The organism is Pseudoclavibacter sp. CFCC 11306 (assembly GCF_008831235.1).
Lineage (GTDB): Bacteria > Actinomycetota > Actinomycetes > Actinomycetales > Microbacteriaceae > Pseudoclavibacter_A.
The window spans coordinates 519,649-532,001 of the sequence record NZ_WBKF01000001.1; the positions used below are offsets into that span (position 1 = coordinate 519,649).

Genomic DNA, 12,353 nt, shown 5'->3' on the forward strand with positions numbered 1-12,353 from the left:
CCAGACTCTGTGCTGCGCACGACGCATCCCCCGCCTGCCGCCACCAGCGCCCTGCGCCAGGCGCGTCTGTGTGAAGCGCTACTTGCCCGAAAGCTTGCGCAGACCGAGCCCGACCAGGGTTCCGATCATGCCGACGACGAAGCACTCGCCCACGATGATCGTGGCCGACATGACGTCGAACGGCCGCATGAAGATCAGCACCACGACGGCCGAAATGACCGCGACGGCCGCCGGCAGCTGCCACAGCTCGCTCGGGTGCTCACGCCCCCGGCCCCAGATGGCCCCGAACACGACCGCGATGATCGGCGAGACATAGGCGAACCATGCGAGCGTCCAGATCTCGTGATTCGGCACGAAGAGCAGCACGATCAGAGGCACCAGCATGATGCCAGCCGCCCAGGCGGTCAGCTTCCACCCCGCCCACCCGCGCTCTCGTGGTCCAGACGAGGCGCTCATGCGTGGTTTCGGGTTGCGGGAGTCGGCGTTCATCTGAATGCTCCTTCGTGGCAGAGGCTGCGGCACATCCGCACCGGGTTCAGACTACCGAGCCGAAACCGCGACCGCCTGCTCCGACCCTGCGTGTCACATTCCGAATATCTCAGATACGAGATACACTCGCGCATATGACTCAGGCGATCAAGACCACCCCCAACGCCCCCTCGCCCTTCGTGAAGCAGGTCGGGCTGCTGATTCGCAGCGCCCGGCAGGGCCGCAATCTCACGCAGGCAGAGCTCGCCGAACAGGTCGGCACCAGTCAGTCGGCGATCAACCGCATCGAGCACGGCAGCCAGAACATCGGCGTCGAACTGCTCGGCCGCATCAGCGACGCACTCGGACGAGAACTGATCAACCTCGAAGACCGCCCCCGACACACGCATCTGCGCGTGCACGGCGGAAAGAAGCTGCACGGCGAGATCGATGTGAAGACCAGCAAGAACGGCGCCGTCGCGCTGCTCTGCGCATCGCTGATGAACCGCGGCACGACGCGCCTGCATCGCGTCGCCCGCATCGTCGAGGTCGATCGCATCATCGACGTGCTGCGCAGCCTGGGCGTCAGCGTCACCTGGACCGATGACGGCAACGACGTCGAGATCCGGGTTCCCGCAGACCTCGATCTGACCCACATCGACGAGGCCGCCGGTCGGCGCACCCGCAGCATCATCATGTTCCTCGGGCCGCTGCTCGGCAGTCACTCCCGCTTCGACCTGCCGTACGCCGGCGGCTGCGATCTTGGCGAGCGATCGGTGCAGCCGCACCTGATCGCTCTGCAGGCATTCGGCCTCGGCATCAAGGCCGAAGCCGGCTGGTACCACGCCACCGTGTCTCAGGACACCCCGCAGGACGTCTCGATCGTGCTCACCGAACGCGGCGACACCGTCACCGAGAACGCGATCATGGCAGCCGCGGTGCACGACGGAGTCACCACCATCCGCAACGCCAGCCCCAACTACATGGTGCAGGATCTCTGCTTCTACCTCGAGCTGTTGGGCATCGAGATCGAGGGCATCGGCACCACCACCCTGCGCATCACCGGCCGCAGCCACATCGACGCAGATGTCGACTACTGGCCCAGCGAAGATCCGATCGAGGCCATGAGCCTGCTGACGGCGGGCATCGTCACCGACTCGCAGATCACCGTGCGTCGCGTGCCGATCGAGTTCATGGAGATCGAACTCGCGACCCTGCACGAGATGGGACTGCAGTACTCGCTCTCAGCGGAGTACGCCGCGCACAACGGCCGCACGCGGCTGGTCGACGTCACGGTCTTTCCCTCGACGCTGCGCGCACCGATCGACAAGATCCATTCCATGCCGTTCCCGGGTCTGAACATCGACAACCTGCCGTTCTTCACGGTGATCGCCGCCTGCGCCAACGGGCACACCCTCATTCACGACTGGGTGTACGAGGGTCGTGCCATCCATCTGACCGACCTCACCCGTCTCGGCGCCGACGTTCGGCTGCGCGACCCGCATCGCCTCGACGTGACCGGCCCGACCCATTGGTCTGGCGCCGAGATCAGCTGCCCGCCGGCGCTGCGCCCCGCGGTCGTGATTCTGATCGCGATGCTCGCGGCCAAGGGCGAGAGCGTGCTGCGCGACGTCGACATCATCGCCCGCGGCTACGAGCAGCTGCAGGAGAGACTCGTCTCGCTCGGTGCCGACATCGAGACGTTCTTCGACTGATCCGCCAGCGCAACCGCACCCTGGCCTCTCGCCTGCGGCTGTTCGGTCACACGCCGAACAGCTGCAGCACGAGGCGAACGATCAGCGCGCTCACCACGATCACCAGCATCCATCGCACGAATCGTGCCCCCAGACGCATGGTGAGCCGTGCCCCGAGATAGCTGCCGACGAGGTTCGCCGCGCCGAGCAGAATCGCCAGCGGCCAGTGCACCGCCTGCAACGGGATGAAATATGCCAGGGCGCCCAGGTTGGTGGCCACGTTCACGATCTTCGCCCCACCCGCGGCACGAAGCAGACCGGCCTGCAGCACCAGCGTGATGCCCAGCACCAGGAACACGCCGGTGCCCGGCCCCAGCAGGCCGTCGTAGAAGCCGAGCACCAGGCCGAGGGCCAGCCCGCGCAGCACCGCGAACGACACGCTGCCGACATCGTCACGTGGACGGCTGCCGAGATCCGGTCTCATCAGGGTGAAGATCAGCACGCCGACGAGCACCACGACGATGATCGGCGTGAAGATGCCGGCCGGCAGCCGTGCGGCGAGCACCGCCCCGCCGAACGAAGCCGCGAACGCCGCGACGACGACGGGGGCCAGCATCCGCCAGTCTGGCCGCACCCGCCTCGCAAAGGTGATCGAGCTGGTGATCGTGCCGCACGCCGAAGCGACCTTGTTCGTCGCCAGCGCCTGCACCGGTTGAAATCCTGGCACGAGCAGCAGCGCCGGCAGCTGGATGAGCCCGCCGCCGCCTACGATCGAATCGACCAGCCCCGCGATCAGCGAAGCGACGACCAGGCCGATCGGCACCCAGATCGGCATCGCGTCGAGACTCTCGAACATATTGAGTCAGCATACCGGACGGGCCGATCCCCCGAATCGACGAGGGTCACGCGACGAAGCTGTCGATTCGTTGTGAGCTGGCCATGAGGTTCGGCGACGCTGTCCGAGCCGTGACGGGAGTCACCGTAGACTGTCGGGGTACGAGAGGCAGTGCATGACCGAGATGTTCGACGCGTTCGACGCGACTCTGCTCACGATGTCGTCCAGCCCCTGGGTTCTCGTCTTCCTGTTTCTCTTCATCGCGATCGACGCGTTCTTTCCACCCGTGCCGAGTGAGTCTCTGGTGGTCGCCTTGGCGGCGCTGGCCGTCGCGCAGGGCGAGCCTCAACTCTGGATGCTGCTGCTCGTCTCAGCGGTTGCCGCGGCAACCGGCGACAACATCGCCTTCTGGCTCGGTTCGCGACTGCATCTGGATCAGCGCGCCTGGGCGGCCCGACCACGCATGCAGCGGCTCATCCAGACCGCGCGCCACACGCTGCACCGCCGTCCGGCCGTCCTCATACTCGCCGCCCGCTACATTCCCGTCGGGCGCGTCGTCGTCAACATGACCGCCGGAGCCACGGACTTTCCCTGGCGCCGGTTCGCCCCGCTCAGTCTGCTCGCCGGAGCCAGCTGGTCGGTGTACTCGGTGCTGATCGGTCTGCTCGCCGGGGCATGGGCGAAGCAGTCGCCGTTTCTCGCCGCCGTCCTCGCCATCGCCATCGCGCTCTCACTGGGCGTGATCATCGATTGGTCGGTCAAACGCTGGCAGCGACACCGCCGGCGAGTGCTGCGTGCTCGCATTCGAGAGGATGCCATGCGCCGCCGCACCGACGAGTGGCGGTCACCGGCACCGGCACCTGAGGCCAACAACGAAAGGAGTCTGCATGAGTGAGCTCTCATCACCCGCCACCGTGCGTTTTCAGCGTTTCGTCGCCATCGGCGACAGTTTCACCGAAGGCGTCGGAGACGAAGACCCGCAGGCTCCGGGCGGCGTACGAGGCTGGGCCGACCGAGCAGCCGAAGTTCTGGCCAGGCAGTCTTCCACGTTCGAATACGCCAACCTCGCCGTGCGCGGCAAGCTCATTCAGCCGATCGTTCGCGAGCAGGTCGACCGGGCCATCGCGATGCGCCCGGATCTCATCACGTTCTGCGCCGGAGGCAACGACATTCTGCGCCCTGGCAGCGACCCCGACCGTGTGGCCGCCATCTTCGATCGCTCTCTGGCACGGCTGACCGCCACCGGCGCGACCGTGCTGATCTTCACCGGCCCCGATCTGCGCACCATGCCCGCCTTCGCTCTGATTCGCGGCAAAGTCGCCATCTACAACGAGAACATGCGCGCCAGCGCCGCACGCCGGGGTGCGCTGGTCGTGGACCAATGGGGGCTGCGCGCACTCCATGACCCCAGTCGCTGGGCGCCGGATCGTCTGCATCTTTCGCCCCTCGGCCACCATCTGATGGCCATTCGCGTGCTCGAGACGCTCGGTGTCGAACACGATCTCAGCCCCGAGCATGTGGCCGGGCCGCCTGTCGGTCGCTGGCACGTCACCTCCGCCGACGTCCAATGGGCCAGAGAGTATCTCTGGCCGTGGGCGATGCGGCGGCTGACCGGGCGCTCGTCGGCAGACGGTCGTCATGCCAAACTCGACCACCCGGTGCATCCGACAGACGACTCAGAGTAGGCCTCATCTGTCGCGCCGTGCCTGCGAACGCGCGATCAGGCGGGTTCCTGCGCCCTGCACTCGCGGCCACCGGGTGCGAGCATGTCGGCGCGCGGATGCCCGAGCGCGGCCCGCAGACGACGCCACGCCGGCAGCGCGGCACTCATCATGGCCTGGAACTCGGCACCGTGGTTGTGCACTCGCAGATGCACGAGTTCGTGCACCACGACGTACTCGACATAGGCGTCATCGTAGCGAGCCAGTTCGAGGCTGAAGCGAATGCGTCGGGTTGCGGGCGTGCAGCTGCCCCAGCGCGTGCGCATGAGACGCGGCGTCCACGTCGGCCGCGGCAGATCGAGACGCCGGGTCCACGATGCGATCAGCGCAGGCACGAGCTCCGCCAGTCGGGCCTTCGCCCATGCGATCTGCTCTTCAGACCAGTCGAGCTGCGGAACCGCGATGTCTCGCCGCCGCTCTTCGGCCAGACAGCGATCGATCCAGCTCCGATTGGTGCGCACGAAACGCCGCAGCTCGAACTCGCGCATGCCTGCCGGAGCCGTCAGCACCACAGAGCTGAGCGCGCTCAGAGCACTCTGGGGTGCACCGCCCACGCGCCCCACTCTGAGGCTCACGCGCCGCACGGGGCGACGACGAAGCACACAGACCAGGTCGTCGACCTGCAGCAGTTCGTCGTGTGCGCCGCGCTGCGTCACCATGGTGCCTTCTGCCCTCGCTCGTCTCATTCGGTCGCGCTGACTCTACCCTGACCGGCCGACACCGACACCGACACCGACCCCCGAGCAACGCGAGATTCAGTGCACCGAGAGCCGACAGCCTCCTCGGGTCTACACTGGCCGGATGAATCAGCTGCGTCGGTATGCCGTGCCGATCTTTCTTCCAGCTCTGCTCTTCGCGACCGCTGAGGCCTGCCTGGTGCCTGTGCTGCCGGCCAGAGCGGTCGAGCTCGGAGCCGACACCGCCCTCGCGGGGCTCATCGCCGGCATGCTGATGATCGGCCAGGTGATCGGCGATCTGCCCAGCAGCTGGATGGTCGCTCGTCTCGGCGAGCAGCGCACGATGATCGTGGCGGCTGCCCTCGGCGCAGCCGGCGCCGCGGTTGCCGCAGTGGGATCGTCTGTGACCGTGCTGCTGGTCGGCACGCTGCTGGTCGGCATGGCCGCTGCCGCGTTCAACCTCGCCAGACACGCCCTGCTCACCGAGCTCGTGCCGGTCTCACATCGAGCCCGTGCCATGTCAGTGCTCGGCGGCACCGTCAGAGGCGGACTGTTTCTCGGCCCCATGCTCGTCGCACCCCTGATCGCATGGTTCGGCAGCACGTCGGCTTTCGTGGCCAGCATCGCGCTCAGCGTCGTGGTCGCCGTGCTGCTGGTCCTGATGCCCGACCCTGAGACACTGCTGCGAGCTGGCCCTCCCGCCGAGGCGCCCACGTCTGACGTGCCGGCCGCAGATCAGTCGCACGATGCCCACGCCTCCGACACCACGGCATCCGCCCCATCGCTGTGGCAGACCCTCGTCAGCTCGCGACGCGTGCTCGCGACCATGGGGCTGGGAATCGCCGCAGTGCAGCTGCTGCGATCCAGCCGCCAGGTCATTCTGCCGCTCTGGGGCACGCACATCGGCGCAGACACCGAGACCATCGCGCTGATCATGGGCATCGCGGGTGCCCTCGACCTCGCGCTCTTCTACGTGTCGGGCCAGCTCATGGATCGCTTCGGGCGGCTCTGGGTCGTGCTGCCGACGCTGCTCGGTCTGGCGGTGACACACCTCGCGCTGCTGCCGGTGCACGGGCCGTGGGGGCTGCTCGTCACGGCGAGCCTGATGTCTCTGGCCAACGGCCTCGGATCCGGCATCATCATGACCATGGGCGCGGATCTGGCGCCGGAGCATCACCCGGCGGCGTTTCTGGGAGCCTGGCGCCTGGTCGCAGACGCCGGCAGCGCGAGTTCGCCGCTGATTCTCTCCGGCCTCGCCGCCGCCGCAGGAATCGCGGCCTCTGCCGCGGTCATGGCCGGTCTGGGCGTCGTCGGAGCCTGGCTGCTGTGGCACTTCACGCCGAAGTTCCTGCCTCCGGAACTCTCCGGTCGCGGTCGGGTCTGAAGCCCGGCGGCTCGTCTGGGGTCGCACCGCTCGGCCGGTCGTCGTGAGCGTGCACGAAGCTCTCGCTAGCATGGAGTCACCCTTTTTCAGATGGATGAGAGACCGAACATGCCAGACTCCCCCGCGCCCGCTCAGCAGTCGTCGTCAGACGGAGCGCCTGCGCTCCGCGTCGAGACCTGGATCGACCTCGCCTGCCCGTGGAGCTACATCGGACTGAGCAATCTGCTCGCAGCGGTACAGCGCTTCAGCGAAGAGCGGCCTGAGAACCGTGTGCTGCTCGGCCTGCGCAGCTACGAGCTCAACCCCGATGCAGATGACGCAGACGCCCGCAGCGCGGCGCAGCATCTGGCCGACATCAAGGGCATCACGGTGTCTCAGGCCCAAACCGAGCTCGAACGAGTGACCGTGGCCGCCGCCGACGCCGGGCTCGACTTCCACTTCGACGTGCTGCAGCAGTCGAACACCGGTCTCGCCCACGAGCTGCTGCACGCGGCCCGTCTCGACCACCGGGAACGCGAAGTCGCACTGGCACTGTTTCACGCCCACTTCAGCGAGGGCCGCCACATCGGTCGTCTCGAGACGCTCGAGGAGATCGCCGGTGAGCAGGGCCTCGATGTCGCATCGATCAGTCGCGAGCTGACCACGCATTCGCACACGGGCGAGGTGCAGGCCGACGAACGACGCGCCGCCGAGCTCGGCATCTCATCTGTGCCGTTCTTCCTGTTCAACGATCGCTTCGGCGCCTCCGGCGCCCAGCCGGTCGAGGCCCTGCTCGAGGTGCTGCACGAGGTGCTGCACGAGGTGCAGACGCGGGTCGGCGCCGACGCTCGCTGAGACTGACCCTCCGGGGTCGCAGGCGTATACTCTGTGCGTGTGACACGGGGTGCCCCGAACGAGGGCTGAGAAGAGACCCGTCGAACCTGCTCTCGTCAGCACGAGCGAAGGGATCGTCCAAATGACCGTCAACCATGCCGCATCACGCCCGGAGAGCATCCGCGTGCCGCGCATCCTCAGCATCGCAGGCACCGACCCCACCGGCGGCGCCGGGGTGCAGGCCGATCTGAAATCGATCTCGGCGATGGGCGGCTACGCCATGGCGGTCGTCACCGCGCTCGTGGCGCAGAACACCCGGGGCGTGCGCTCGGTGCACCTGCCGCCGGTCTCTTTTCTGCGCGAGCAGCTGGAGGCTGTGTCTGACGACGTGGAGATCGACGGCGTGAAGATCGGCATGCTCGCCGACGCCGACACCGTCACGACGGTGAAGGCCTGGCTTGACGAGGTGCGGCCGCCGATCGTGGTGCTCGACCCAGTGATGGTGGCCACCAGCGGCGACCGCCTGCTTGCCGAAGACGCCGAGGCGGCCGTGCGAGATCTCTGCCGCAGTGCCGATCTGATCACCCCCAACGTTCCGGAGCTCGCGGTGCTCGCCGACGCGTCTGAGGCACAGACGTGGGCGGATGCCGTGGCTCAGGCCCGACTCGTCAGCGCACGCTGCGATACCGTGGTGCTCGTCAAAGGCGGGCATTTGGTCGGCGATCGCGTGCACGACGCGCTTGTCGACGCCCGGTCTGACCCTGAGGGGTCGCCCGTGCCCGACGGGCTCTTCGAAGCCGACGCTCCGCGCGTCGACACCGACTGCACGCACGGAACCGGATGCACGCTCTCTTCGGCCATGGCGACTCGCCTCGCGGCAGGCGACGACTGGCCCACCGCGCTGATCACGGTCAAGGCCTGGCTCACCCGGGCGCTGCGCAGCGCCGACGCTCTGCACGTCGGGCAGGGTCACGGCCCGGTCGATCACTTCGTCGACCTGCGCTGACGCTCGACGCCGAGCCAGTCGCGCAGAGATGGTTCAGTGGCGCAGCGATGGTTCAGGGGCTCAGCGATGATTCAGTAGCGCGGCAGCGAGGGATCGACCGTCTGCACCCAGCCCATCGTGCCGCCCACCACCTGCCGCACGTTGGTGCGTCCGGAGTCACGCAGCATTTCGAGCGCCTGCGTCGAGCGTGCGCCCGTCTTACAGACCAGAATGACCTCGCGTCCGGCCGGGACGTCGAAGGCCTGGGCACGGATCTCGTGCTGCAGCCGGGCCAACGGCAGCAGCCGCGCTCCCGGAATGTGCACGAGGTCGAACTCGTCCGGTTCTCGCACATCGATGAGATCGAAGTCGATCTCGCCGGCGGCTCGTCGCTGCAGCAGCGACTGCAGATCACGAGCCGTCACACTGGTCCCCTGTGCCATGCCCGGCGTGCCGCAGAGCTCGACGTAGTCGGCCTCGAGATCGTGCACCCTGACCCGGTCGGGGTCAGGCGTCAGTCGCAGCTCGCGCCATCGGCCCGCTGCCGCGTCGAGCACCTGCACACGGTTGACCAGAGGCTCGCCGATGCCGGTGATGAGCTTGATCGCCTCACCGGCCATCACCGTTCCGATCATGCCCGGCAGCACGCCGAAGACTCCCCCTTCGGCGCAGGAGGGCACCTCGCCGGGCTCTGGCGGCTCAGGAAAGAGGTCGCGGTAGCCCGCGTCGATGCCGAAGACGCTGACCTGTCCCTCATAGCGCAGAATCGATCCCCAGACCACCGGTCGTCCGGCGATCTCTGCCGCGTCTGCCACAAGGTAGCGGGTGGCGAAGTTGTCGGCACCGTCGACGACGAGGTCGTACTCGGCGAACAGGCGCAGCGCATTGTCTCGATCGAGCCGCACGGCATGAGCCTCGAGGTTCACCAGCGGATTGATGCGCGCCACCGTCTGCGCCGCCGAGGTCACTTTGAGCTCGCCGATGCGGTCGACGCCGTGAATGACCTGCCGCTGCAGATTCGACTCGTCGACCCGGTCGTCGTCGACGACGCCGATCGTGCCCACGCCGGCCGCTGCCAGATACTCCAGCACCGGCGATCCGAGACCGCCTGCGCCGATGACCAGCACACGGGCGGCCTTCAGCCGACGCTGCGCTGCCTCGCCTGCCCCGGGCAGAATGAGCTGGCGGGAGTACCTGCGTCGCTCGTCGTCGGTGAGCACGGGCAGCTCGTCGAGAGACTGGAGCCTCTCGACGAACGATGCGATGTGATCGACGCCACTCACAGGTCGGGCCGGCCTTCGACAGGAGACGACGCCAGTGCGTCCGCCCTCTTCGGAATGCGCCCGCCGAGAGCGGCGAGCCGCCCGGCCACGACCGCGTGCCGGAATGCGCGCGCCATGACCGCCGGATGCTCCGCTCGCGTCACCGCCGTGGCGAGCAGCACCGCGTCGCAACCGAGCTCCATGGCGAGAGCCGCATCGCTGGCCGTGCCCACGCCGGCGTCGAGCACCACGGGCACTCCGGCGTTCGCGGTGATCACCGCGATGTTGTGCGGGTTCAGAATGCCCAGCCCGGTGCCGATCGGCGCCCCGAGCGGCATGATCGCCGCGGCACCGGCCTGCTCGAGATGGCGCGCCAGAATCGGGTCGTCGTTGGTGTAGACCATGACGTCGAACCCGTCGTTGACCAGCTGCTCGGTCGCGTCGGCGAGTTCGAGCCCGTCGGGCAGCAGCGTCTGGTCGTCGGCGATGACCTCGAGCTTCACCAGGTTCGTCTCGAGCGCCTCGCGCGCAAGCTGAGCGGTGAGAACGGCCTCACGCGCGGTGAAGCAGCCGGCCGTGTTGGGCAGCACCTCGATGTCGTTGCGCCGCAGGATGTCGAACAGGCTCGGCCCCGCCGAAGGGGTGTGCCGTCGCATCGCGACCGTGGTCAGCTCGGTGCCGCTGGCCAGCAGCGCCTGTTCCAGCCCGTCGAGGCTGGGTGCGCCGCCGGTGCCCATGATCAGCCGCGAACGGTACGACCGCCCCGCGACCTCGAAGAGATCGTCATCGTCGTGGTCAGCCATCTCAGCCTCCTTGTTTCGCGGTCACGAGTTCGATGCGGGCCTGCGGTGTGAGCACCGTCTGCGCCCAGCGGCCGCGCGGCACGATCGTCTCGTCGACGGCCACCGCGACGCCGAGCCGCGAGCCGTCGGCGGGTCGGCCGTCGGCGGCGAGCGGGGTGCCGGTTCGTTCGGCCACGAGGGCGAGCACCGAGTCGGCCTCGGTCTCGACGGCCTCGCCGTTCAGAATGATCTGTGTCATGCGGATGCTCCTGTGGGGGTCTCGGATCGATCGTCTGACGAGAAGCGCCAGGGGTCGAACGCCTGCCAGTCGGATGCTGCGGCGGTGCCGTCGACGAGATCGGAGATCACGACGGCGTTCTGAGCGCTGAGCAGGATGCCATGGCGGTGGGTGCCGGTGTTGGCGAGCAGCCCGTCGGCGACTCGGCCGAGCAGAGGCGCGTTGTCCGGTGTGCCGGGGCGGGCACGAGCAGTGGCCTCGATGAGTTCGAGGTCGTCGACCGCCGGCAGCAGCTCGTGGGCGTCGCGAAGCAGCTGCAGCACGCTGCCTGCGAGCACGGCGTCTCGAGCGTCTTCGCGTTCGGTCGCCCCGATCACGACCGTTCCGTCTTCGCGCGGCACGATGTAGACGCTGCGGCCGTGGACGAGGCCGCGGATCGTGTGAGTGGTGAGCGGGCGCAGCCGCTCCGGAGTGCGCAGACGCAGCACGTCGCCGTGCACCGGGCGGATCGGCCAGACCAGACCTCGCGGCAGGCCGCCGAGCCTCGGGCTCTCCAGGCCGTTGGCCACCACGACTTCGTCTGCCTCGATGACCTGCTGCGCCGACACGCTCGGGATCGGGCTCGCCGGCGGCACGTCGGCCACGACCTCGCTCGACGGCCACGCGGGCTGTTCGTCGAAGCGATGGGTGACCGGCCCTTCTCGACGTTCGCTCGGTTCGAGACGAACGCCGACCACCCGCTCGTCTCGCCAGAGCAGTTCCACGGCGCGTTCTGGCACCACATGCACGTCGTCGCACACTTCGAGGGCCGACATATAGGCCCCGGCGAGGCGTCGCGGGGTGATCTGGTGGTCGTCGCGGGCCAGGAACGCCCCGCTGATGCCCGGGCCGAGCAGCGGCTCAAGCGCACGGGCCTCTCGTGAGGTGAGATCCTGCACGTCGAGCCCGAGTTCGAGCTGCTGGGCGCGCAGGCTTCGCAGCAGCTCGCGATCGGCGGCGTCGGCGGTGGCGACGATGGTCGGCGTCGACCGGTAGCCGGTGCCGACCACGGTCGCCTGGTCCAGCTCGGCGACGATCTGCGGGTAGAGACGCGCGGCCGGCACGGAGAGCGCGAGCAGACTCTCTTCTTCGAAGGCGTACTCGCTCACGGCGGCGAGCATCCCGGCCGCCGCATGACTGGCGCCCGAGGCGGGCGCCGGATCGACGATCGTCACCGCGTGACCGCGCTGATGCAGTCGCCACGCGGTCGCCAGGCCGACGACGCCGGCACCGATGACGATGACATGCTTGTTCATTCTGCTCGCTTCCTACGCCGGTATGATCCGGATCAGGTCGACGGTCTGCACACGATCACCGGCCTGTTTCGGCCTGGTGAATCGCGCGCACTCTCAGCCGAGTTCTCGGCTCCCGTGCTCATGTGGGGCAATTGTACCGCCCGGTTCGTACACTGGACGCATGATCGTCAAGTCTCAGCACGCTGACCGCTCCACCGAC

The 12,353-nt window shown here is 68.0% G+C and carries 13 protein-coding genes and 2 riboswitches; of the genes, 6 read left to right on the forward strand and 7 right to left on the reverse strand.

The features are described from left to right. Positions 1-78: 78 nt before the first annotated feature. Positions 79-489 carry a hypothetical protein gene (locus F8O09_RS02300; protein ID WP_158037705.1) on the reverse strand — a complete coding sequence of 137 codons (411 nt, stop codon included), beginning with the start codon at positions 487-489 and terminating at the stop codon, positions 79-81. Between the two features lie 134 nt (positions 490-623). Here F8O09_RS02300 and F8O09_RS02305 point away from each other — a divergent pair, with 134 nt between their 5' ends. Continuing rightward, positions 624-2,183 (forward strand): helix-turn-helix domain-containing protein, encoded by a 1,560-nt coding sequence (locus F8O09_RS02305; protein ID WP_158031194.1) that lies wholly within the window; start codon positions 624-626, stop codon positions 2,181-2,183. A gap of 46 nt (positions 2,184-2,229) precedes the next feature. Here F8O09_RS02305 and F8O09_RS02310 read toward each other — a convergent pair whose 3' ends face one another. After that, complete coding sequence (locus F8O09_RS02310; protein WP_158053795.1) at positions 2,230-3,018, reverse strand: sulfite exporter TauE/SafE family protein; 789 nt, start codon at positions 3,016-3,018, stop codon at positions 2,230-2,232. Positions 3,019-3,172: 154 nt separating this feature from the next. Between F8O09_RS02310 and F8O09_RS02315 the strand changes: the two genes are divergently transcribed. Together F8O09_RS02315 and F8O09_RS02320 are read left to right on the forward strand one after the other, a co-directional pair. Continuing rightward, positions 3,173-3,892 (forward strand): DedA family protein, encoded by a 720-nt coding sequence (locus F8O09_RS02315; protein ID WP_225732815.1) that lies wholly within the window; start codon positions 3,173-3,175, stop codon positions 3,890-3,892. Beyond that, the gene (locus F8O09_RS02320; protein WP_158031192.1) at positions 3,885-4,682 is read left to right on the forward strand and encodes an SGNH/GDSL hydrolase family protein; all 798 of its coding nucleotides are present in this window, start codon (positions 3,885-3,887) and stop codon (positions 4,680-4,682) included. The genes F8O09_RS02315 and F8O09_RS02320 overlap by 8 nt, the downstream gene beginning before the upstream one ends. A 35-nt stretch (positions 4,683-4,717) precedes the next feature. On the opposite strand, the gene F8O09_RS02325 is transcribed toward F8O09_RS02320, so the two are convergent. Continuing rightward, a complete protein-coding gene (locus F8O09_RS02325) occupies positions 4,718-5,377 on the reverse strand; it encodes a M48 family metallopeptidase (RefSeq protein WP_192497519.1) in 660 nt (219 codons plus the stop codon). Between the two features lie 142 nt (positions 5,378-5,519). Here F8O09_RS02325 and F8O09_RS02330 point away from each other — a divergent pair, with 142 nt between their 5' ends. The 3 genes from F8O09_RS02330 (at position 5,520) to thiD (ending at position 8,598) form a co-directional block, all read left to right on the forward strand. Beyond that, positions 5,520-6,779 (forward strand): MFS transporter, encoded by a 1,260-nt coding sequence (locus tag F8O09_RS02330; protein WP_158053797.1) that lies wholly within the window; start codon positions 5,520-5,522, stop codon positions 6,777-6,779. A 108-nt stretch (positions 6,780-6,887) separates the two neighbouring features. Next, positions 6,888-7,613, forward strand: coding sequence for a DsbA family protein (locus tag F8O09_RS02335; RefSeq protein WP_192497520.1), 726 nt, complete (start codon positions 6,888-6,890; stop codon positions 7,611-7,613). 35 nt (positions 7,614-7,648) lie between these two features. After that, a riboswitch (TPP riboswitch) is annotated at positions 7,649-7,744 on the forward strand. Continuing rightward, the gene (gene thiD, locus F8O09_RS02340) at positions 7,735-8,598 is read left to right on the forward strand and encodes a bifunctional hydroxymethylpyrimidine kinase/phosphomethylpyrimidine kinase (protein WP_225732816.1); all 864 of its coding nucleotides are present in this window, start codon (positions 7,735-7,737) and stop codon (positions 8,596-8,598) included. (Overlaps the previous riboswitch by 10 nt.) Before the next feature lie 71 nt (positions 8,599-8,669). Here thiD and moeB read toward each other — a convergent pair whose 3' ends face one another. The 4 genes from moeB to F8O09_RS02360 all read right to left on the reverse strand — a co-directional run bounded on the left by moeB (position 8,670) and on the right by F8O09_RS02360 (position 12,154). Next, complete coding sequence (moeB, locus tag F8O09_RS02345) at positions 8,670-9,860, reverse strand: molybdopterin-synthase adenylyltransferase MoeB (protein ID WP_158053799.1); 1,191 nt, start codon at positions 9,858-9,860, stop codon at positions 8,670-8,672. After that, on the reverse strand, positions 9,857-10,642 hold the full coding sequence (locus F8O09_RS02350) for a thiazole synthase (RefSeq protein WP_158053800.1): 786 nt from the start codon (positions 10,640-10,642) through the stop codon (positions 9,857-9,859). The genes moeB and F8O09_RS02350 overlap by 4 nt, the downstream gene beginning before the upstream one ends. 1 nt (position 10,643) lies before the next feature. Further along, positions 10,644-10,880: a sulfur carrier protein ThiS gene (gene thiS / locus F8O09_RS02355; RefSeq protein ID WP_158037698.1), complete on the reverse strand. Its 237-nt coding sequence runs from the start codon at positions 10,878-10,880 to the stop codon at positions 10,644-10,646. Next, on the reverse strand, positions 10,877-12,154 hold the full coding sequence (locus F8O09_RS02360) for an FAD-dependent oxidoreductase (protein ID WP_158053801.1): 1,278 nt from the start codon (positions 12,152-12,154) through the stop codon (positions 10,877-10,879). Before F8O09_RS02360 ends, thiS begins: the two co-directional genes overlap by 4 nt. Then, positions 12,147-12,280: riboswitch (TPP riboswitch) on the reverse strand. Its footprint overlaps the gene before it by 8 nt. Positions 12,281-12,353: the final 73 nt, after the last annotated feature.

Bases quoted from the DNA above. Each gene is read 5' to 3' on its own strand.
- F8O09_RS02300 (WP_158037705.1), bottom strand. From the start codon at position 489: ATGAACGCCGACTCCCGCAACCCGAAACCACGCATGAGCGCCTCGTCT.
- F8O09_RS02305 (WP_158031194.1), top strand. From the start codon at position 624: ATGACTCAGGCGATCAAGACCACCCCCAACGCCCCCTCGCCCTTCGTG.
- F8O09_RS02310 (WP_158053795.1), bottom strand. From the start codon at position 3,018: ATGTTCGAGAGTCTCGACGCGATGCCGATCTGGGTGCCGATCGGCCTG.
- F8O09_RS02315 (WP_225732815.1), top strand. From the start codon at position 3,173: ATGACCGAGATGTTCGACGCGTTCGACGCGACTCTGCTCACGATGTCG.
- F8O09_RS02320 (WP_158031192.1), top strand. From the start codon at position 3,885: ATGAGTGAGCTCTCATCACCCGCCACCGTGCGTTTTCAGCGTTTCGTC.
- F8O09_RS02325 (WP_192497519.1), bottom strand. From the start codon at position 5,377: ATGGTGACGCAGCGCGGCGCACACGACGAACTGCTGCAGGTCGACGAC.
- F8O09_RS02330 (WP_158053797.1), top strand. From the start codon at position 5,520: ATGAATCAGCTGCGTCGGTATGCCGTGCCGATCTTTCTTCCAGCTCTG.
- F8O09_RS02335 (WP_192497520.1), top strand. From the start codon at position 6,888: ATGCCAGACTCCCCCGCGCCCGCTCAGCAGTCGTCGTCAGACGGAGCG.
- thiD (WP_225732816.1), top strand. From the start codon at position 7,735: ATGACCGTCAACCATGCCGCATCACGCCCGGAGAGCATCCGCGTGCCG.
- F8O09_RS02350 (WP_158053800.1), bottom strand. From the start codon at position 10,642: ATGGCTGACCACGACGATGACGATCTCTTCGAGGTCGCGGGGCGGTCG.
- thiS (WP_158037698.1), bottom strand. From the start codon at position 10,880: ATGACACAGATCATTCTGAACGGCGAGGCCGTCGAGACCGAGGCCGAC.
- F8O09_RS02360 (WP_158053801.1), bottom strand. From the start codon at position 12,154: ATGAACAAGCATGTCATCGTCATCGGTGCCGGCGTCGTCGGCCTGGCG.